Source organism: Methanolobus zinderi (assembly GCF_013388255.1).
GTDB lineage: Archaea > Halobacteriota > Methanosarcinia > Methanosarcinales > Methanosarcinaceae > Methanolobus > Methanolobus zinderi.
Map to the genome: position 1 here is coordinate 1388298 of NZ_CP058215.1, position 20364 is coordinate 1408661.

The 20364-nt window shown below is 42.8% G+C and carries 24 protein-coding genes; 12 read left to right on the top strand and 12 right to left on the bottom strand.

The window, feature by feature from the left end:
- Position 1 precedes the first annotated feature (1 nt).
- The 3 genes from HWN40_RS06835 to HWN40_RS06845 form a co-directional block, all read right to left on the bottom strand.
- Positions 2 to 181, bottom strand: coding sequence for a YHS domain-containing protein (locus HWN40_RS06835; RefSeq protein ID WP_176965034.1), 180 nt, complete (start codon positions 179 to 181; stop codon positions 2 to 4).
- Between the two features lie 246 nt (positions 182 to 427).
- Entirely contained in the window at positions 428 to 2062 is a 1635-nt protein-coding gene (locus HWN40_RS06840; protein ID WP_176965035.1) for an ABC1 kinase family protein, read from the bottom strand.
- 103 nt (positions 2063 to 2165) lie between these two features.
- A complete protein-coding gene (locus HWN40_RS06845) occupies positions 2166 to 2576 on the bottom strand; it encodes a threonyl-tRNA synthetase editing domain-containing protein (RefSeq protein WP_176965036.1) in 411 nt (136 codons plus the stop codon).
- 193 nt (positions 2577 to 2769) lie between these two features.
- On the opposite strand from HWN40_RS06845, the gene HWN40_RS06850 reads away from it, so the two are divergent.
- On the top strand, positions 2770 to 3003 hold the full coding sequence (locus HWN40_RS06850; protein ID WP_176965037.1) for a sulfurtransferase TusA family protein: 234 nt from the start codon (positions 2770 to 2772) through the stop codon (positions 3001 to 3003).
- Between the two features lie 8 nt (positions 3004 to 3011).
- On the opposite strand, the gene HWN40_RS06855 is transcribed toward HWN40_RS06850, so the two are convergent.
- A complete protein-coding gene (locus HWN40_RS06855) occupies positions 3012 to 3830 on the bottom strand; it encodes a HesA/MoeB/ThiF family protein (protein WP_176965038.1) in 819 nt (272 codons plus the stop codon).
- 285 nt (positions 3831 to 4115) lie between these two features.
- On the opposite strand from HWN40_RS06855, the gene thrC reads away from it, so the two are divergent.
- The 3 genes from thrC to HWN40_RS06870 all read left to right on the top strand — a co-directional run bounded on the left by thrC (position 4116) and on the right by HWN40_RS06870 (position 6649).
- Positions 4116 to 5354 (top strand): threonine synthase, encoded by a 1239-nt coding sequence (gene thrC / locus HWN40_RS06860; protein WP_176965039.1) that lies wholly within the window; start codon positions 4116 to 4118, stop codon positions 5352 to 5354.
- 34 nt (positions 5355 to 5388) lie between these two features.
- Positions 5389 to 5664, top strand: a complete 276-nt coding sequence (locus HWN40_RS06865; protein ID WP_176965040.1) for a ubiquitin-like small modifier protein 1 — start codon at positions 5389 to 5391, stop codon at positions 5662 to 5664.
- A 79-nt stretch (positions 5665 to 5743) separates the two neighbouring features.
- Entirely contained in the window at positions 5744 to 6649 is a 906-nt protein-coding gene (locus HWN40_RS06870; RefSeq protein WP_176965041.1) for an ABC transporter substrate-binding protein, read from the top strand.
- Between the two features lie 78 nt (positions 6650 to 6727).
- Here the strand turns inward: HWN40_RS06870 and ppcA are convergent, their stop codons facing one another.
- From ppcA to HWN40_RS06895, 5 genes are all read right to left on the bottom strand, one after another.
- Positions 6728 to 8296, bottom strand: coding sequence for a phosphoenolpyruvate carboxylase (ppcA, locus tag HWN40_RS06875; protein ID WP_176965042.1), 1569 nt, complete (start codon positions 8294 to 8296; stop codon positions 6728 to 6730).
- 286 nt (positions 8297 to 8582) lie between these two features.
- Entirely contained in the window at positions 8583 to 10136 is a 1554-nt protein-coding gene (gene cysN, locus HWN40_RS06880; RefSeq protein WP_176966320.1) for a sulfate adenylyltransferase subunit CysN, read from the bottom strand.
- Positions 10127 to 11035 (bottom strand): sulfate adenylyltransferase subunit CysD, encoded by a 909-nt coding sequence (cysD, locus tag HWN40_RS13535; RefSeq protein ID WP_176965043.1) that lies wholly within the window; start codon positions 11033 to 11035, stop codon positions 10127 to 10129. Before cysD ends, cysN begins: the two co-directional genes overlap by 10 nt.
- 76 nt (positions 11036 to 11111) lie before the next feature.
- Positions 11112 to 11855 carry a phosphoadenylyl-sulfate reductase gene (locus HWN40_RS06890; RefSeq protein WP_176965044.1) on the bottom strand — a complete coding sequence of 248 codons (744 nt, stop codon included), beginning with the start codon at positions 11853 to 11855 and terminating at the stop codon, positions 11112 to 11114.
- A 110-nt stretch (positions 11856 to 11965) separates the two neighbouring features.
- Positions 11966 to 12826, bottom strand: a complete 861-nt coding sequence (locus tag HWN40_RS06895; RefSeq protein ID WP_176965045.1) for a 4Fe-4S binding protein — start codon at positions 12824 to 12826, stop codon at positions 11966 to 11968.
- A 180-nt stretch (positions 12827 to 13006) separates the two neighbouring features.
- On the opposite strand from HWN40_RS06895, the gene HWN40_RS06900 reads away from it, so the two are divergent.
- Positions 13007 to 13963, top strand: coding sequence for an inorganic phosphate transporter (locus HWN40_RS06900; RefSeq protein WP_176965046.1), 957 nt, complete (start codon positions 13007 to 13009; stop codon positions 13961 to 13963).
- A 102-nt stretch (positions 13964 to 14065) separates the two neighbouring features.
- Here HWN40_RS06900 and HWN40_RS06905 read toward each other — a convergent pair whose 3' ends face one another.
- Both HWN40_RS06905 and HWN40_RS06910 read right to left on the bottom strand, forming a co-directional pair.
- Positions 14066 to 14398 (bottom strand): cupin domain-containing protein, encoded by a 333-nt coding sequence (locus HWN40_RS06905; protein ID WP_246275855.1) that lies wholly within the window; start codon positions 14396 to 14398, stop codon positions 14066 to 14068.
- A 78-nt stretch (positions 14399 to 14476) separates the two neighbouring features.
- Positions 14477 to 14707, bottom strand: a complete 231-nt coding sequence (locus tag HWN40_RS06910) for a sulfurtransferase TusA family protein (protein ID WP_176965047.1) — start codon at positions 14705 to 14707, stop codon at positions 14477 to 14479.
- Positions 14708 to 14976: 269 nt separating this feature from the next.
- Here HWN40_RS06910 and HWN40_RS06915 point away from each other — a divergent pair, with 269 nt between their 5' ends.
- From HWN40_RS06915 to HWN40_RS06925, 3 genes are all read left to right on the top strand, one after another.
- A complete protein-coding gene (locus HWN40_RS06915; RefSeq protein ID WP_218165457.1) occupies positions 14977 to 15321 on the top strand; it encodes a MarR family transcriptional regulator in 345 nt (114 codons plus the stop codon).
- 37 nt (positions 15322 to 15358) lie between these two features.
- A complete protein-coding gene (locus HWN40_RS06920) occupies positions 15359 to 15544 on the top strand; it encodes a hypothetical protein (protein WP_176965048.1) in 186 nt (61 codons plus the stop codon).
- A 222-nt stretch (positions 15545 to 15766) separates the two neighbouring features.
- Positions 15767 to 15979, top strand: coding sequence for a winged helix-turn-helix domain-containing protein (locus HWN40_RS06925; protein ID WP_246275856.1), 213 nt, complete (start codon positions 15767 to 15769; stop codon positions 15977 to 15979).
- A 143-nt stretch (positions 15980 to 16122) separates the two neighbouring features.
- On the opposite strand, the gene HWN40_RS06930 is transcribed toward HWN40_RS06925, so the two are convergent.
- Positions 16123 to 17319: a transporter substrate-binding domain-containing protein gene (locus tag HWN40_RS06930; RefSeq protein ID WP_246275857.1), complete on the bottom strand. Its 1197-nt coding sequence runs from the start codon at positions 17317 to 17319 to the stop codon at positions 16123 to 16125.
- 266 nt (positions 17320 to 17585) lie between these two features.
- Here HWN40_RS06930 and HWN40_RS06935 point away from each other — a divergent pair, with 266 nt between their 5' ends.
- The 4 genes from HWN40_RS06935 (at position 17586) to HWN40_RS06945 (ending at position 20357) form a co-directional block, all read left to right on the top strand.
- Complete coding sequence (locus tag HWN40_RS06935) at positions 17586 to 18044, top strand: hypothetical protein (protein ID WP_176965050.1); 459 nt, start codon at positions 17586 to 17588, stop codon at positions 18042 to 18044.
- Positions 18045 to 18848: 804 nt separating this feature from the next.
- Positions 18849 to 18998, top strand: coding sequence for a hypothetical protein (locus HWN40_RS06940; protein WP_176965051.1), 150 nt, complete (start codon positions 18849 to 18851; stop codon positions 18996 to 18998).
- Positions 18999 to 19268: 270 nt separating this feature from the next.
- Complete coding sequence (locus HWN40_RS13650; protein WP_281361295.1) at positions 19269 to 19403, top strand: hypothetical protein; 135 nt, start codon at positions 19269 to 19271, stop codon at positions 19401 to 19403.
- Between the two features lie 285 nt (positions 19404 to 19688).
- Entirely contained in the window at positions 19689 to 20357 is a 669-nt protein-coding gene (locus HWN40_RS06945) for a hypothetical protein (protein ID WP_176965052.1), read from the top strand.
- The last annotated feature ends 7 nt before the right edge of the window (positions 20358 to 20364 follow it).

Here is a 20364-nt window from a genome sequence, read left to right on the forward strand (position 1 = left end):
CTCAAGTATAGAACTCAAGATATTTCTCCGGATTCTCGTCGAACTTTTTCTTACATGCGAGAGAACAAAAATTATATGTCTCACCTTTGTATTCACTTTTGAAGTTTACAGTACGTTCGTCAAGTTTCATGTGACATACAGGGTCTTCGACTGCCGTTGCCTTCGGATCAATAGTAACCATTAAATTACCCCCTTTTAAGTGCCCTTTTTAATGGTCTCCCATTAATAGAAATATTATTTTGTTAAAGCCCTTAAGTATTGTCCCAATTGTAGTTGAAAATAGAGTTCACAGTTGAGAACTACTCCTTCCGCAAGGAGGATGGGAAAGGTATTGCAGCAAGTAAATGTTTTTTTGTTTTTCTTTCTCTCAAACTTGACCAATAATCAATTGAATTTTTACATCATCCTTTGATCAATTTTTTCAATTCTACAAGCGTAGAATGAAATAAACTCCTGTTATGGCTCCAGCTAAAAAACCTACAATCCCTATCAGAAAAGCATTGCCATTTCCGTTCAGGATTAAATATGCAGAAACTGTTATCAGCACTATTAAAAAAAGAGACCTAAGAAGCTCTCTTGCAAGGCCGTATTTTTTCACAATACTTGTTTTACCTTCCAGTTTCTCGATCCTGTAGCCACGAACGGTCTTTACCACATCGGCAAAGCCTTTGGGTATATCTTTCAGGATTTCCAGATATTCATCCGCTTCGAACTGGATGCCTTCAACCGCTTTACGAGGAGAGTAACGTTCCCTTAAAACTTTGCCGATTAGCTCCTCGGCTTCGGACATTATATTGTAGTCAGGATCAAGCTGCAGGCATACACCTTCTATGAGCAGGACCGCACGCTCCAGGGTTGAGAACTCAGCGGGAAGAGAGAAATCATATTTCAGGGCAAGAACCGCATAGCTGTCACTTTTCCTTCCTCCGGGTCCGTAGTGCTGGTCAGCTATGAGATCATCCATATCTTTTTCGAGACCGTGTACATCAACATCCTCTTCTTCAAGACCTGCTATCCTGAGGAACATCTCAGTCGCCATATCTGTTCTCTTCTTGTATATGGCATAGAAGAAGTTCATCATGTTCCGCTTCAGCTCTTCATTTACCGTGCCCATGGCTCCAAGGTCGATAAAAGCGATAGTGCCGTCATTAACTATGATATTACCGCTATGAGGGTCGGCATGATAGAAACCGTCAAGATATACCTGTTTGAGATAACTTGATGATATAAGTCTTGCATAATGAGATTTCAGGGGCTGGTCAGCCTCAGCCAGATTGCTTACAGGAACTCCTTCTATATAGTCCATTACAAGGATACTTTCGCGGCAGTAACTCATGTAGACATCAGGAATTATCACATTATCCACATCTTTGAAATTATCCCGCAGACGTTTGATATTTACAGCCTCATACCTGTAATCGAGCTCCCGGCTTAGCATTTCCCTGAATTCATGCATAAAAGCATCGATATTGAAATTTTTCCCTAGTCCAAGAAACCTGGCCATAAGAGGTTTCATATCATCCAGGATCGAGAGGTCGGTTTCAATGGTATCTGTCAAACCTGGACGGGCTATTTTAACTGCAACATCCCTTCCGTCCAGAACCGCTCTGTAGACCTGCCCTATGGATGCACTCGCAATTGGCCTGGTATCGAATTTATCAAAAATATCCAGTATATCATTGCAGTGATAACATGATGGATTATGTTCGTGTTTGCATGCTGACATCTCACAGATACATTCTGTGCTGAAAGAAGCACGCATCTCATCAAAATCAAGGGCTTTGACCCTGTCCTGCAACTTCTCAAGTTCCGCCACATAAACCGGAGGGAGCAGGTCTGAGCGTTTGCTCAGTGTCTGCCCGAGTTTTATGAATGAAGGGCCGAGTTCTTCAAAAGCAAGCCTGAGCTTTGTGGCATTGTCACTACCTCTGTTATCTGTGAAGCATGTACATTTTTTATAGGAGATATAGTCCCGATGTATATCCTTGTAGATAAGGGAAAAAAGATTGTATTTCAAGAATACCCTTATTATAGTCAGATATCGTTGCAGTTTTCCAGGCATGTTATTATAATAATATATACTGCAATCATATAAATGTCAGTGACTCAACCTGCAACTCTTAACTATAGTTTTCAGTCTGGGTACAAATAAAAAAACTGAAAACTCAGATCTCCTTGAAAACTTTTGCCAGGGATTCACCCCGCACATGGATAGAGAACTCAGAGAAATACCCGAAAGGAGTTGTATGGACTGTGATTCCCTTGTTCTCCAGCTTTTCACCAACAGCCGAGATAATATCTGCAGCGAATTCAGGTGAGGATTTACTTGAGGACAGATGGGCAAATGAGTGCAGGACTATTTTTTCCTTGTTTACTTTATTCAAATACCATTTCAGGTTTGCCACGGCACTTTTGGCTACTTTGCGCTCCTTTTCCTCGTCTTCCTTTTCAACATGAATGAAAGCAACTGCCGTATTTTCTATTTCTTCCTCCTTTTGGATATCATCTACATTTTCAAGGCCTTTGTCGAAAGTATCAAACCAGAAGTGCTCCGTGTCAAACATCAGCATTTTCATGTATTATATCCTCCCAAAAATTCCGGCAGTTATTATTTCATTTGAATTTGTTTCTGTGTATTTAATAGCATGCTTTGCGGTAAGAACTGCTCTCAAACATAAAAAGAAAAGATAAATTTCGTTCAAGGGATAGTAAATATTGCCTCATTGGATACTTACAATATAAACCAGATCATAGTCGTGATGATCCGAAATGGGAATAATAGCAGATTTTGAACTTGATGTAAGAGGCCAGTGCTGCCCTTATCCTCTTATCAGGACGAAAGAGGCCATGGATGACATGGAATCTGAAGAGATATTGTTAGTTATAGCGAATGAGAACATGACGCCTCAGAATATTACAACCTGGGCAAAAAAAACAGGAAACATGATGATTGCAGTTGAAGAAAACGGAGGTATCTTCAACATATACATCCGTAAAGCCTGATACACGTTTTATCCGATACTGCAGACTCCACCTGCTTCCTCGTAATTCTCATTCTCAATTGATACAATCGATGACTTTTCACCGCAAACAGGACATTCAGGGTTCTTGCGGATCTTGATCTCATCAAAGGACATGTTGAAAGCATCGTAGAAAATAAGTCGACCTGTCAGCAGATCACCCAGTCCCAGCAGGTATTTGATTACTTCTGTTGCCTGTATCACACCGATTATCCCGGGCAATACTCCGATTACCCCGGCCTCCTGGCAGCTTGGGACCATGCCAGCTGGTGGTGCGTGCTCGAAAAGACACCTGTAACACGGACTCTCACCCGGAATGATGGTCGTTGCCTGTCCCTCGAACCTGAAAATACTGCCATGTGAGAGAGGAATCTTTGCAAGTACGCAGGCATCATTTACCAGGTAGCGGGTAGCGAAGTTGTCGGAGCCGTCTACAACAATATCGTAATCACTTATGATATCCAGTATGTTCTCCGGGCCTATCCTTTGCTCATACGTAACCACATTCACATCCGGGTTGAGTTTTTCAACAAACTGTTTTGCGGATTCTACCTTTGACATACCGACATTTCCACCGTGTATGACCTGCCGCTGAAGGTTGCTGAGATCCACAACATCATCGTCAACAATTCCTATGGTCCCGACCCCGGCCGCTGCAAGGTACTGGATAATAGGAGAGCCAAGTCCTCCGGCACCTATACAGAGTACCCTTGAATCCAGCAGTTCCTTCTGTCCCTTTCCACCTACTTCCTGCAGTATGATATGTCTCGAATAACGCCTTATCTGTTCTTCAGTAAAATCGCCTAACATCTTGATCTCCATGAATATAAAAGCTGTAATTATCTGTCGTTTACAGGAAAAACAATCTCTGCGATTACCGGATTCATTTTCCTGTCTGCATTTTGAAAAAAGTGCAATGTTTTGATAAATAGGTATAGAAAGCGGCAAATTTACACAGCAAGAATCGATGTCTGAAATGTGTTTGCTCAAATTATAAGCTGTAATACAGGCAAGTATTGCCAATAACCAATAGTAATAATATTAATACAAATTATGTAGCTTTAATAATAATTTAAGCTACAGGAAAACAGTAATATGAGTAAAGTAATTGGTTTAAAATGCAGGGAATGTGGTACAGAATATCCTGCCGGGATACAGAATACATGTTATGAATGTTTCGGACCGCTTGAAGTGCACTACGACTGGGATAAGGTACAGGACATTGCCAGCAAGGAAAAAATCGCTTCCGGACCATCGTCTATCTGGAGGTATGCTGACCTGCTTCCGTTGGATGGTACTAACTATGTGGATCTTGGTGCAGGCTATAACAGGCTGCATCATGCAAAGAACCTCGGAAAAGAGCTGGGACTTCAGGAATTGTATATACTGGATGATTCTGTCAATCCGACCAACTCTTTCAAGGACAGGGTAACATCGGTTGCAGTAAGCAAGGCTCTGGAACTGGGGGCCACTGCCGTTGGCTGTGCCTCCACCGGAAATCTTGCATCGTCTGTGGGAGCTCACGCGGCAAAGGCAGGAATACCGGCTTACATATTCATCCCTTCTTCCATAGAAGCCGGAAAGATAACACAGATGCTTGCATACGACCCCAACATCATCTCAGTTGACGGAACCTATGACGATGCGAACCGTCTGGCAAGTGAGGTAGCGGACCAGAAAGAGAATTGGGCGTTTGTAAACATAAACATCCGGCCGTACTACACGGAAGGCTCCAGGACTTTGGCATTTGAGACAGCCGAACAGCTTGGGTGGAACACGCCGGACCACATTGTAGTGCCACTCGGAAGCGGAGCATTACTGTGTGCCCTTACCAGGGGTTACAGGGAACTGGAAAACATAGGTTTCGTGGACTCCGGCAGTGACATCAGTATATCGGGTTCACAACCGGCAGGTTGCTCTCCCATTTCAACCGCTGTCAGAAACAATACTGAAGTCGTTCCGATAAGGGAGATCGACACAATAGCTCACAGTCTTGCCATAGGTAATCCTGCTGACGGTTATTATGCAAAGGAGATCGTCCGAAGTTCAGGCGGCCATGCGGCATCCGTAACGGACGAAGAGATACTTGAAGCCATACTCCTGCTTGCAAGGAATGAGGGCATCTTCACGGAACCCGCAGGCGGGACGACGATAGCAGGTCTTAAAAACCTTGTGGAAAGCGGCCATATTGACCCTGATGAGAGGACAGTTGTATATGTAACCGGTAATGGTTTAAAAACACAGGATACTATCGCGAAGGTGACCGGAATACCCGAACCGATAAAGCCTGTATATTCGGAATTCACAAAGAGATTTAACAATATCGCTAACTGAAATCAAGAATCAGTATGTAACGAGGTGAACATGAATGGTATCAGTAAGATTTTCATCGGCTTTGAACAATGTAACGGGAACAAGATCAACAAACATCGAACTGGGCGAAACTGAAGTCAAGACCCTTTTTGACAGGCTTATCGAGGAATACGGCGAAGAGTTCGAAAAGCGCCTTTTTCAGGACGGTCAGGTGCGAAGGTTCGTCAATGTCTATGTCAATGGTGAGGATATAAGACATCTTTCAGGTCTTGGCACCAGGATAACCGACAGTGATGAGATCTCAATATTACCTGCGGTAAGCGGAGGTTGATCCTGGAACTGATGAGGAAGAGCCGGTTCCGGAAGTTGAACACTTCAGAGAGACCGACTCTTCTTTAAAGGGTGAAAAAATGAAATTAAGGATCGGACACCTTTCCACCATGTACCATACCTCATTTATTCTGATGGGGACGGATTGGCTTGAAAAAGCGGGAATAGAGCCCGAATGGAGACTCTTCGGTGGAGGGCCTGCAATTGTCCGTGCACTTGAGAGCGGTGAACTTGATATCGGATATATAGGACTTCCTCCCACAATGATAGGAATTGACCGTGGCATGCAGATAAAATGTGTAGCAGGCGGTCATGTCGAAGGGACGGTGATGATAGCCACCCCTGAATTCCTGACACTTGAGGAATCGAAGAACGATGCCACACTTTTTTTAAACCAGTTCAAAGGACTCAAAATTGCCTGTCCGCCGGCTGGCTCCATCCATGATGTGATCATCAGGAACTTTATCAAAGAAGCTGGATTTGAGAACGATATCGATGTCATCAACTACGAATGGGCTGACATGATACCTGAAGCGATCGCGGACGGGGAAATTAAAATCGCTGTGGGAACACCACCGCTGGCAATCGTAGCAAAGAGATGTTGTAATACGAAACTGGTCATCCAGCCTGAAAAACTATGGCCGGATAATCCAAGCTACGGGATAATTGCAACCGTGGACTTGATAGAGAATTCATCCGGCACTCTCCCGAATTTCATAAAACTGCACGCAAAAGCCTGTGACTATATTTCTGAAAACATCGAAGAAGCCTCAAGGCTGGTTGCCGATACGGTAGGAGTTGTTGACGCGGATTTCGTACGTGACGTGTATGAAGTATCACCCAAATACTCGGCGGGTATCTCGGAGAATTATATAGCATCCACCATGCGCTTTGTGGACGTGTTGCATGAACTTGGGTACGTTTCAGGTAAACTCCGTCAGGAGGATATCTTCGACCTTTATTTTGTGAAGGAGCTGCAGCTTTAGATCTTTTTATCTAAAAAGGGAAAGCCTGCAGCTTTCTTATCTTCTTTCTTGATCTTACCCTGAACTTCTTTTTTCCGATTATCCCAGAGCTTTTCTTATTTTCCCCATTTTAGTAATGGTCGAGCATACCAGTTGCGATACCTCTTCATCCATGTTCCCTGTCTGGAGAAGCTCAGGCTGCATCATTTCCAGCAAGATGTTATATGAAGGCTCTGGCCTTGTTTCAAGGTTCAGGATATCACACAGAATTCCGATATCCTTACTGACTTCTTTTAGGCAGGTTCCTGAAAGGAAGCGGGATGCAACATTAAGGTTCAGATACTTTGATGCGAAATCAAGATCACTTTTTAGAGAGGGATAGTATTTTGTAAGTAAGTTTTCGCAGGCTGTTTCTCCGAGTCTCTTTCTGGTATCTTCTAGAGCAAGGCCTGTACCTATGAATTCCGGTGGCAGGCCAATGGAATAAAGGGCGCCTGTAAATTTGATAGCCCTTGGCAGGCGCAGGTCTTCAGCAGGCATGCTATTCTCAAGCTCTTTTCCAATGTCGCTGCAACAGAGAGACGTCAAGCCAGAAATATCCGGAGCAGTTCTTGAATAACCATTTCTGCCTTTGTTCATCAAGCGATCTCGCTGCTGTGGAAGAAGTTCAGCTATCCCGTTTATCGCTGGACCAAGTTCTTTGAGGATCCTGCTGTATCTGGCCCCGAAAATTCCCATGATATTGACCAGCTCTTCTTTCTCTTCAACTGAATAGATATCGGGTGTTTCCGGAAGCCTGGCTTTTGCAAGCTTTACCAGGGCTTTGGCATCCCCTTTTTCATGATCGAATCTGACGGCTGACTGAAGAGTGATAGTTCCTATGCCCTTATATTCCGTAAAGAAATTTTCTGCGTTTTTCAGATCCAGGTGTCCTCTGAAAGGAAGGGACCCTGCTCCTAAGATAACGCCTGTCTTTATATCGAGCTCGGCGTTCAGCTCCGTAATTCCGTTTATAGCATATTTGCATGAAAGCGCACTTACAACATGGCCGAAAGATAAAGCTGAGTCGGATTTTCCCAGAAAGACCCTGAACTTTTCGGGAGCTATGCCAAAATGTTCTTTCCAGGAAAGGATTGTATTTTCTGCAAGTTCCTTTGCGTGCAGGAGTGCAGGAGCATCCTCTATGAGAGGAACAATGCGCGGAACATCCATTGAGAATCCGAACTCTTTTTTTGCAAGCTCACTTACGTCGACCATGTGCTGCTGAGCTTCAATGATCTCCCTGACGGTTCCTGTCATTGGATGTACGAATTCATTGATCGCCTGAACATCCGAATATTCGAGCGCCACCTGGTTGGCCTCGGCAATGGACATCATGACCATAAGCTGTCTGAATCGGTTTTCCTGAACTGCACTCGGTGCTCTGGGAGTGATAAAAAAGTCCTTACCCGGAACAAGATCCGTTTCTTCTATGAATTTTGATACTATCTGGACATTCTGGTGATAAGGTGTTGCCTTCCCTTCATAATCCGGCATGTATTCATCACAGCCGAATGTAGTCGCAGCTTCCAGAGCTTCTTCGGGCTCTTCCTGCGTAGAGATATACTTTGATGCAGCGTCCGGGTGCTGAGTGCACATTACTTTTGGGTAATCGCTATTCTTGCTCATGAAATTGAATCCTCTCCGGGGCATGGGCCACTTTTGTGAAAATTGCCAAGTTTTGATGAAAATGGTACAAGTCGCCCAATTGTAAACCTTTAATGATTGTAAACTCTTGCCAAAGAATATTGTTTACAATTATTTAACCGTTCTGGTTTACAGCATCTGCTAGCAAATTTTTAGTTTACAATACTTAATTTGAAATGTATGAGCAATACAAAAAAGAATGAGTAAATCTTTTATTTTGAAAAAGATGAAAAACCTGCCAGCTTTGACAGAAGACAGGAAATTTAATTCAACTGTTCAGGTGATCAGAGCACACAACAACCGACACGCCTGATCTCGTAACGATCTTACACAGATCCTCAATTGCTTCGGAATATTGTTCGCTGTCAGCAGGGATTCCCTTACAAAGGGTTTCCTGTAGGAGATCATCATCCACGTAGATGCAATGTGTGCCGTGCATGGAAAGGCGGTCATAATCGGCCTGTGCCTCTTCCTTTTTGTCTCCAGGATATCTGATAACTCTTGCCTTTACAGCTTTGCATGCTTTGTCAGGGGATACCTGATGGTATTTCGAGATCATACCGGCGGCAGCAGTCTGGTTGGTGAGGGGATCTATCACGATGAATGAACCCGTGAACTTGTTCTCGGAATAAATGTCGGGAAATATCGGTTTTTTTAGTTCGACCTTAACTTTTCCGATCTCATTCAAGCTCAAGAATTTCGAAGATCTCATGCTGATATCGTCAGGATCGAATTCATGAAGTACTTCTCCAAAGTTTCCTTTCACCATGCTGGTAGTATGCTTGATCAGATAATCTTTCCCGATCTCCATGGGGGCGCTATCCATCCATACTATATTTGCTTCAAGGCTTCCGGCAATCGCAGGAAGGTCATCAACCTTTGCGATCAGGTCACCACGGCTAATGTCAATATCATCCTCAAGGCAAAGGGTCACTGCCATGGGAGCAAAGGCATAATCGAGGTCCCCGTCATAAGTGACGATCCTTGAGATATGACTCGTTTTCCCGGAAGGAAGAACTCTTACCTTGTCTCCTTTGTGGACCACGCCTGAAGCTATTGTGCCACAATAGCCCCTGAAATCATCGCCTCCACCCCAGTTGACATACTGGACCGGGAACCTGAAATCAGTCAGGTTGCGGCCACCGGATACATTTACATTCTCCAGGTAATCAAGTAGTGTGGATCCCTTATACCAGGGCATATTCTCACTTCTCTCGATGACATTGTCACCTTTGAGAGCGCTTATGGGTATGTAGTAGATCGATTCTTCCGACAACTTGTCAGCAAAGGCATTGAACTCGCTCACAATATTCTCGAAAACTTCTTCTGAATAGTCTACCAGATCCATCTTGTTGACTGCAACTACAAAGTTGCGGATACCCAGCAGGGACGAGATGAATGAATGCCTTTTTGTCTGTGTTACAACTCCGTTCCTGGCATCAATGAGGATCAGGGCGAGAGATGCATTTGATGCACCTGTAGCCATATTCTTTGTATATTGCTCATGCCCGGGGGTATCGGCGATAATAAAGCGCCTTTTCGGGGTCGAAAAGAACCTGTATGCGACATCGATTGTGATTCCCTGCTCTCTTTCCGATTTCAGACCATCGGTCACCAGGGAATAATCAATCTCCTGGTTCCTGTGGGTTTTCGAGAATGTCTTAATTGAATTCAGTTGATCCTCGAATATTGATTTTGAATCGTAGAGTAATCTGCCGATAAGGGTTGATTTGCCATCATCCACGCTTCCTGCGGTGGCAAACCTTAACAGGTCAATATTCTGGTTCTGCTCTATTAAAGAATCAGGGCCTTTCAGAAGTATCCCTCCCTTTTCTTTTGTTCCATGGAACTGTCCTGATCGTGATCGATCACCCTTGTTATACGCTCGGAATGTCTGGCTACCATCATCTCCTCGATGATCTTTGGCAGGGTGTCTGCCTCCGAACGTACCGCACCTGTACAATAATGGCATCCGAGGGTTCTGAAGCGGCTCATGACCTCTTTTGTCTCTTCCTTATGCTCATCCGTATAAACAGGGATCAACTGGCCGTTCTTCTCTATGACAGGTCTTTTCTTTGCAAAATAAAGAGGCACGATCTCGATGTTCTCATGGTAGATATACGACCAGACATCAAGTTCTGTCCAGTTCGAGAGCGGGAAAACCCTGATGGATTCGCCGGGATCGATCTTTGAATTGAAAAGGTTCCACAGCTCAGGTTTCTGATCCTTGGGATTCCACTGTCCGTGCCTGTCACGGAACGAGAAGATCCTCTCCTTTGCCCTCGATTTCTCCTCATCCCTGCGGGCACCTCCGAAAGCTGCATCATAGCCGCCTTCATTCAGAGCATCAAGCAGTGCTTTTGTCTTAAGCTCGGCACAGCATTTGACCGTACCCACAGACAGTGGATTGACTCCTCTTTTGAGAGCGTCCTCATTCCTATGGACCTTCAGGTCAAGATTGTGCTTTTTTGTATAGTAGTCCCTGAATTCATACATTTCAGGGAACTTGTATCCGGTATCAACATGCAGTAGAGGGAAAGGCACTTTTTTCGGATAGAAAGCCTTGATAGCAAGATGTGCCATCACCGATGAATCCTTTCCTACGGAATAAAGCATGACCGGGTTTTCGAATTCCGCAGCAACTTCCCTGATTATCCCTATGCTTTCGGCTTCAAGTGTCTTTAAGTTCGAAAGTCTGTAGGATTCTTCCTTTACGGCCATGTTGTCCCTCCTGCAGTTTTTCTGAAAATTGATAACATTTAATTTGTCCTTAATTTCTAGTCTTGAATTTTGATATTCATAATTCGGATCTTGCATTTCCCGAGTGCAGACCACATTCCTTCCTGGTCGCTTCTTCCCACCACCAGCGTCCTTCACGCTCGTGCTGTCCAGGCAATACTGGCCTGGTACACGGTTCGCATCCGATACTGACATATCCTTTTTCATGAAGCTCATTGTACGGGACGTCATTTTCCCTGATGTAGTCCCAAACCTGTTTCGAGGTCCAGTTTGCCAGCGGATTGAACTTTATAAGGCTGCCGTCACCGAAAGAGGGATCTACTTCTATTACGGGAATTGTTGCACGTGTATTTGGACTCTGGTCCTTACGCTGACCTGTGATCCATGCAGCCCTTATACTGAGAGCACGTCTCAGGGGATCGATCTTTCTGACGCCACAGCATTCCTGATGTCCGTCCCTGTAAAAGGAGAACATACCTTTCTTGCGCACAAGCTCCTCGGTCCTGTCCCTGTTGGCAAAGAAGACTTCCAGGTTAACACTATAATGGTCCCGTACTACATCGAAGAATCTATAGGTTTCAGGATGCAGTCGGCCCGTATCCAGGGAGAAGATACTAATGTCAGGCCTGATCTTTTTTGCCATATCAACCAGTACTACATCCTCGGCACCACTGAATGCAATGGCTATTTCTTCTCCAAACCTGTTAAGAGCATACTCAAGTATCTCCTGTGGAGATCTGTCCCTGTACTCCTCGGCCAACTTTTCTGTTTCTTCAATTAGTTTCTGATTCTTTTCTGGCATAGTAATGACCTGGTCATCGGTAAACTTGATCGTATGAAATAAAAAATAAGTGCCCGGAAGACATAAAGTTCCGGGTGATTGCTACTGATCTGTTTACCCGGCAACTTTAATTATTCCATCACAAAGGTCTTGAAATTGTCAAGACCCACGCGCTGAATGGTATCTCCAAAGCGCTCTCCGGAGCTTGCTTCTGTCCTGAAGAACTCCAGAGACTTATCAATTATCTTAAACGATGTAGCCTCGTCCACAAGTTCGGTCAGCTTGACACCGAATCTGGGGTGTTTGCCTACCTTGCCACCGACATATATCGTATAACCTTCACGTGCCTTGGTCCAGGCATCTGTCGGGCATATTTCGGTACACTGGCCACAGAGATTACATTTATCCCTGTCAAAGTACAGTTCTTTGTCCTTGACCTTAATAGCCTCCACGGGACAGACTGTCTCACAGAGACCACAATGGGTACACTTATCCTCTTCCCACGCGGGTTCAAGTCCTCCCATCACACCAAGGTCATTCTCCTGTACTTTCATACATGATGACGGACAGCCCGTGACAGCAAATTTGAACTTGCCTGGCAGCTCCATAGCAAAGTAGTTTTTATCAATCTTCTGTGCAATGTCTTCCGCATCAATCAGGCCACGCGGGCAGATAAGGTTTCCCTGACATGCCACTACCCCGCGGACCCTGGGACCACATGTACCCTGATGAACATCACTTTTTTCAAGTTCATCAAGCAACTCTTCTGTTTGCTCAAAGGGGATATACGAGATCTCCAGGCCCTGTCGTGAGGTTATGTGAACCTCGCCCCTGCCGTACTTTTCAGAAGCATAGGCAAGTGCACGAAGCTGATCGGCAGTAAGCTGGCCTCCTACAACGCGAAGACGCATTGAGAATAGGTCCTCTTTTTGTCTCTGCCGGAGGAAACCTCCCTGTTTGAGTCTGTCATAGTTGATCGTCTTTTCACCCATGTATTATCATCCAGAGTTCAGCAGTTTAAGATATATAAGTGAACAAGAAGGCAAATGTTGCAACTTTTTCGGTGGTAAATTTGGCCTCATTCTCCATCACTATATAACTGCTTAACTTTCAGGTCTCGTATAATTCTCACCTGAACCGAAGAACAATATCTGATAAAGGAAACAGCAACGATGATCATAACACTGGCTGCGATTGCATCTGCAGTCTTCATGGGAATAAACATAGGCGGAAACAATGCCGCAGCCTCCATGGGAGCAGCTTACGGTGCAAAGGCCCGTACTAAAGAGCAGGCAGTGATCCTGATAGCCGTGTTCTCGTTCCTTGGTGCGGTGCTCAGCGGTGAGGATGTGATCAATACACTGGGTGAGGGAATAATCCCCGGTAATATAATAACACTTTCAGCAGCCATTATTGCAATAAGTTCAGCTGCACTGAGCCTTTTTATAGGCAACGTACTCAGGGTTCCCATATCAGCCAGCCAGTCAGCAGTTGGAGCAATCGTAGGCATAGGTATTTTCTATGGCGTACTTGATACAGAACTGCTCACACAGATCGCAGGCTGGTGGATAACAACCCCGATACTTGCATTCGTACTTGCTTACCTTTCCGGCAAGTATATTCATCCCAGACTTGTGGTGTGGCTTGTTGAACATGAATCGGAGGCACAGATAAGAAGTACCATCGGAAAGCTTCTGACAGTTACAGGCTGTTATGTGGCTTTTTCCGCAGGTGCCAACAATGCGGCCAACGCCGTCGGACCTCTGGTAGGAACAGGGTTCATAGACACCTCAACCGGAGCTATTGTCGGTGGACTGACACTCGGACTGGGGGCGTTACTCATTGGAGGAAGAATACTCCAGACAGTTGGAACTGAGATCGTGGAACTCTGTACTATCCGTGCAGTCTTCATCGAGGCTATCGCTGCGATCATTGTCCACGGTGCTTCCATATCAGGCATACCAGTGGCATTGGGCCAGATCATACCTGCGGCTGTTATCGGTATCGGCTGTGCCGAGAACACTTCTGCCACGATGAAGAACAAAACCGTGCGACGCATTGTAATCATGTGGGTAATGTCACCACTTCTGGCAGGTGCAATTGCGTATGCTGCCATGACTGTTGCCTGATAAGAGTCCGGCATTATCCTGAAAGGGAAGTATAGAGATAAGAAAAGTTTTCAGAAACAAGGGAATCAGGATAATACATGGTTCCGGCTTTTAAAGCCTTTTTCAGAGAGTCAGGCACAGGAGTATTGCCGTGTCTTCCTCAGCCTGGAGTGAATGAGGTGCGTCCGCAGGCATGAATATGAACATGCCGGGCTTCATCTCAATGTCACGGTCAAACAGTTTAAAGGTGCCCTTTCCCTGGAGTACCTGGACAACTCCGTTCTTTGCAGATGTATGGGTGTCTATATCGGTTCCTTTTGCAAGGCACATCAGAGTATAGTTGTAGGTATCAGACTTTGCAAGTACGGTACTGAATATTCCCTCTGAAGGGAATTGCATGAGTTCATTAAGGTCCTTTGAGAATCCTTTATCTTTTAGCATTTCGATTTTGTCCATGTTTTAACATGGATTCTTATTCGGTTTAAATCAATCGTCTTTTTATGTCGTTGTGATCAAAACTTGAAATCTGGAGTATCAGGCCTTTTTAATCCGAACCTTCCATATATTGTCTTTTTGTACTATACCAAGTACTGCATGACCTTCGTTCTTAACACTTTTTGGGACATTTGACACCGCCAGAGCATGATCGAAGATGACTGTCAGGTGCTCACCACTTTCCAGCTCTTCGAGTTGTAGTTTGGTCTTTACGAAAGTATAGGGACAGACTTCCCCTCTTAGATCCAATTCAACTGATTTTTCTGTCATGATTTAACCTTTGATCTTTATTATAGGAACAAAAGCATCTCTACCCATGGACATATAAGAACAGAGATACAGGCAAATAAGGGCGGCATATCCAACACATTTATATACAATAATATCGTGTTCACAATTGTGATTTCACAATCGTGAACTCACATATACCTGTGAGGGTATAACTATAAATAATATACTAAAAGGAGAAATGAAAATGAGGGATCGTTTTTGTTGGCGCTTATAGCAAAGAATCAGAAACAACTGAAAACAGTACAGAATTGACAGACGAAAATTTCAGAAAAGTAATCGAAGGACTGCCACCTTCAGCCAAGCTTGTTTTTAAAGTTCTCGAGTACGGCGGTCTTCTTACACAGAAGGAAATTGCCGAAGAGAGTTATCTTCCTCCACGAACCATCCGATATGCACTTGGCAGACTAAAGGATGAGGGTTTTCTGCAGGAGAGATTTTACTTCAAGGATGCCAGGCAGAGCCTCTATGGACTGCATAACATACCTGAGATCAGTATTGACGACAACAGGATGAATGAGATAGCAGAACTGAAGTCAGGTACCATAAAAATCTATTCTGAAAAACACGAACCAATGGAACAGACGGTAATCTGAGAATAACAGAAGAAATCCATGCTATCAGGGGACTAAAATGGAAGATCATGAAAAATATAGTGAAGTTAAGAAAAATTCCACTAAAACACAACACAACGATAATGCTGGCCATTGTAGCTCCAGTAGCAAATGCTGCTGCGGTGCTTTTGGCAGCAACTTCGGAATAGGTTTGTGGATACTGATCGGAATTACAGTTGGACTCTTATGGTACCTTTCAACCTGATTAATAAGAGTAGTTAAAGGCTACACCAACTCCTTTTTTCCAATTTTCTGAATACTCTGAATACAAAATTAGATTAAATTAAGTTTTAATCTATATTATTGATTCGGAGTAAAAATACAGATGAATGCTGCATTAGTTATATCTAATATATAATTTTAAAATTATCACTATCATACAATGCAGTTTGATTGAATTGGGGGCATTATCATTAGACGCAGTCGATTGGATATCACAATTGAGATACTGAATATAGCCATGCATGGTGCAAAGAAGACACAAATCGTCTACGGAGCAAACATAAACAGCACAATTGCGAACGGATATATTTCCATGTTAAAAGAAAAGGAATTAATTGAACAAAGAGACAGAATTTTCAGGACAACTGACAAAGGACGGGAGTACAAGGAAATCGCCAGTGAATTGCAGCTTCGTTGATCTTGTTAAAAGCTAGTTACAATAGTCTGATATCTTTCCCTGTTTCTCTAATAAAAGAATGAATCACCCATCCTCAAAAGAGAATGGGAATCCTGTCAATTTTTTAACTTATTGAACACTTCAATTCATCTTGTCAATTTGTTTTAATTCTTAAAATTGCCACTGCATACGATATAGGAGTTCCCGTCGCTTCCGTTGGTCAGACGGTAGTATGTGGTCTTGTAGTACAGGTTTGCATGTGTGGGATTCGTGTATACATATTCAACCCCCCCTGTTCCATTCTCAAAGGCACCGGCAACGATCTCATCCCTGAAGGCCTTGCCTGTGACATCTGTCTTTCCTTTGAAATTAGTGCCTACAAGCTGATTATTGTCTGCATGGGCGACGAGTGTCACATTCGCATTATAAACAAAGGTATAGAGGGCCGGGTTCTCACTGTCCAGATACGACGCTTCTCCGGCATTAATACGCCGGAAGGTATCGCTGGCGTTGTTCTCTATGGCAGCGGCAGTGGTATCCACCAGTGCAATAATTTCTTCATCTGTGATCGTCTGCTGCGCATGGCTTACGCCGAGATTCCGATATACGATACGCTCGTATTCGCTGACCCCCTGCTCATCCTTCTGATCACGTACTTTATCAAGAGCCTGCTGGAAGGACTGAACAACCGAGTCCGGAACGTCTTTGCTAAAAGCATAATACGTATCCTGTGTATGCAGTTCGTACACGGCCTTGTAGCTGTCAGAGTTCCCTGTCACCTGTTCGGCGAAATATCTTCCAGAGGCTTCAGGATATGCCCAGAGATCGATCTCACCGCTGTCCAGTGCACCAATGAGTGCAGATACGTTATCTCTGGTCACGATCTGGCTCTGGTTAACACCAATGTCCCGGAGATACTGGATCGCAACATCATCGGTGATCACACCTATTGCATAATCCTGCAGGTCTTCCGAATTCTCAATACTGATTCCCTGATCTGGTTTAGCAAACAAGACCTTGCGGTTGGTATAGATAGGTCCGGCCCACTTGAACAGATCCTCACGCTCGGGAGTTCTTGCCATGCTGAAAAGCACTGTGGCATTCTCGTTCAGAACAGCCTGATAGCCTTCGGTCCAGGGCACAAGGTTTACTTCTTCCCGGGATACTTCAGTTCCCATCTTTTCTGTAGTTGCTTCCAGCAGGTCAACAGACAGGCCTTTCAACATTCTGTCTTCCTCATAGTTATAAGGAGGGAGTTCTTCGGTGTAGAAGGTCAGATCACTTATTTCCATGTCACTGCCTGGATCTGCAGTTTCGGTAGCCTTTTCTCCATCGGAGAGACACCCTGCGGTTATGACCATAGCAGCTGTGAGAGCTATACAAAGTAAAAGATATGTAAATCGCAATGAGGATTTCATAAATATCAGAACTAAGTAAATATATAAATAAATATTTGACTTTTTGATATCACCAAGTCCACATAGATTAATTTTTTATTTAGCTAACAAAAAATTTAATAAGAATCAGACATATATCTCAGTGTAAGGGGTGTACCGGATACTATATACCTACACTGTAAAATTCTTGCATAACAGTGTAACTAAAAGATACTCAAAAGGAGGATACTATGAAAAAGATAATCACAATTCTAGCTTTATTCCTGATGATTTCCATGCCCATGGCAAGTGCTGATATTGTCAGTGATCTTGACAACAGGGTAGATGAATACAACGAGAACGCCGAATATGTACCTTCCTACCTGCAATCCCTTCTGGGAAACGAAGTGATCAAACTGGTAATTGTCACTGATGAGGGAGATGAACGATACATTAAGGCAGTTACCGAAGATTCATACATCACCACATTTGAAGAGGTCGATGAGGACACGGAATTCGATGCTAGCATGGTCGTAGGACTGAATGAAGCCACAGCAAGAACCATTCTCAGCTCTTCAGACCCATTGAATGAATTCATCGCAGCAAAAGACAACGGTGAGATCGTAATTGAACCCGTGGGCCTTATAAACACTGTCAAATACACAGTCGCAAATGTAGTGATGCAGGTTTCATCCCTGTTTGGGTTTTAATTTTTTTTCAGGAGCGGGCAATAAATGAAAGTGCATCAGATCGTTTCTGGTTTGTTGCCTGTCCTTTTCTAACTCACAAATAATAGTGAAAGAATTTCGTAGATTATCCCGTAGGGTCCCGGCGAAGCCGGCACACTTCAAAAAGAAGAACATAAACAACCTATTTCATTATCATTTTAAACCACCATACAAACGTTGTAATCTAAGTCTCATCGTGATTAAATAACACACAAAACTTCAGTTAAAATATTGCTGCTCTGAAAAATTATTAACTTACGAGAATGGTTTATATCAGAAACGCAGTTGTAAATTAAAAGAAGGTAGAATGAGACACCTGATAAAACCACCACGCTTTAAGGTGCCTCTTTCCTTGTGAATCCGAGATGTTCCCCAACATCTCTTAAACCCCACTCCCCAACCCGCTGGTTGGGAAGGTAAATGAAGCACCTGATAAACCACCACGCTTATGGTGCTTCTTTCCTTGCGTGTCCGAGATATTCCCCAATATCTCTCTTTAACTCCACTCTCAATAGTTTATTGTGCACCGTTGCACAACAAACCCTAATAGTTCTTTTTCACATATAACTAAAACGGATATTAATATTATTCATGGTATTTCCTTGTTATCAGGAATTATCTTTTAACGCCGTTAAATTTTAAGATGCCATATTAAAGAGGGAGAATATTTAGCTGTGTTATAAAAATCAGTGGATAACTATCGCCTGTTGAACGTGTTTTGAAAAAATACTTCATACTCAATATTCATAACTAATTTAATGTATTGAAGGTGAAAAGTAAATAGAGATGGATTTCAAAACCATAAGGATTTTAATTGCACTTTTAGGATGGGGTGCCCTGTACGCAGCCGTAACTGACAATTACACTTTTGCTATAGTACTGATAGGTCTTTTCGTACTTCTTATAGTCTACTCTGTTTATCTTATTCTGAGGTGAATGGATTCCCGAAATTACCTATCACGAAAGGGGATATCGTAAGGTTCGTGACTTTATTGCAGATGATGAATACCTGGGTGAATGTGCCTATAGGTTAAGCTCTATAAGAGATCAAGACAACCGTGTCTATGTTGAATAACTGCTTAGTGAATACTCTCTAATTTTGAAAGATGATACGGTACCGCAAAAACTACGCGGCTTTTCCTTGTAGATCTCCAGGATCCGCCTGATAGTTTCAAGATCACGAATTTAGACGTGTGAGGTTGGCATATGAAAGAAAAACAGAAGATTTGTGAATGTGGCAATGTTGCCAGGAATGTAAGTGAAACATTTGGTAAGAAAGTTTACAGATGTGACCTATGCTATGAAAAATATCTTGCTGTACTTGGTGTAAAACTTAGGTGATTTAATGAGTTCAATTAATCGCTTAAACTTAATGTGTTCTGAGGATCGTAAACCTTGGGATACGTTAAAACCTGCGAATGAACTTACTCTGTTTCATTTTACCAGTGGTCAGAATAGACGTACTTCTAATAACCTTAAGTAAAGAAATATGTGAATCATTATAGTGAAGTAAACTTCATAGTTTTGGATTTATATCTATTGTTACATATAACGTTGTGAAAAAATTATTTATAAAAACGATTCATTTATTTATTAGTACAATGACTGCTGTTAAGGTGTAAATAAATGGATTATAAGTTCCGTTCTGCATGTATCAGGAAATTGACAAAATCATTTAGTTCAGAACTTATAGATGAAATTAAAAAACACTCTTTTTCTCCATCAGATAGCAAAGATGGTTTTGTTCTTCTAGAATCTTCAAATGATGTTTTTCTTTTTCAGTACCTTAGAAAAATTAACTATACGTATGGGGATTTTCAAGGAGAGCTTATACAGAGGAAAGGAGAAACTATTAAAGACCATATTTTCGAAATTAATTTAGACAGTATGTTGTTAATTATATATGCTGGAAAATCACAAAGCGATTTTTTAGTTAGAAAACTAGAGAATATTTGCGGTAACTCTTTCATCTCGGTTGAAATAGAATTTGCTAAAATTCTAGAAATCATGAAAAAATCTACATTTATTAGTAGAATGGAGCAAGTTGAACTTAAAAACTTTCAATGTAACAGTTCATTGGTAGGAAGATATATACCTAATGTCTATGATTACGAATTATTCAAAGATATAATTGAAAAATATTGCAATAACTTGTTAAAAGTTACATTGTCGTTTGAAAGTTACCAGGGTGATACAATCACTCTTACTATTGGCAAAGACAGTTCTTTTTTATTTAGATCTTATTCTGAAAACAATTCTAAAATTTTAACATATGTGTTGTCTAATTTATTATGAGGTATTT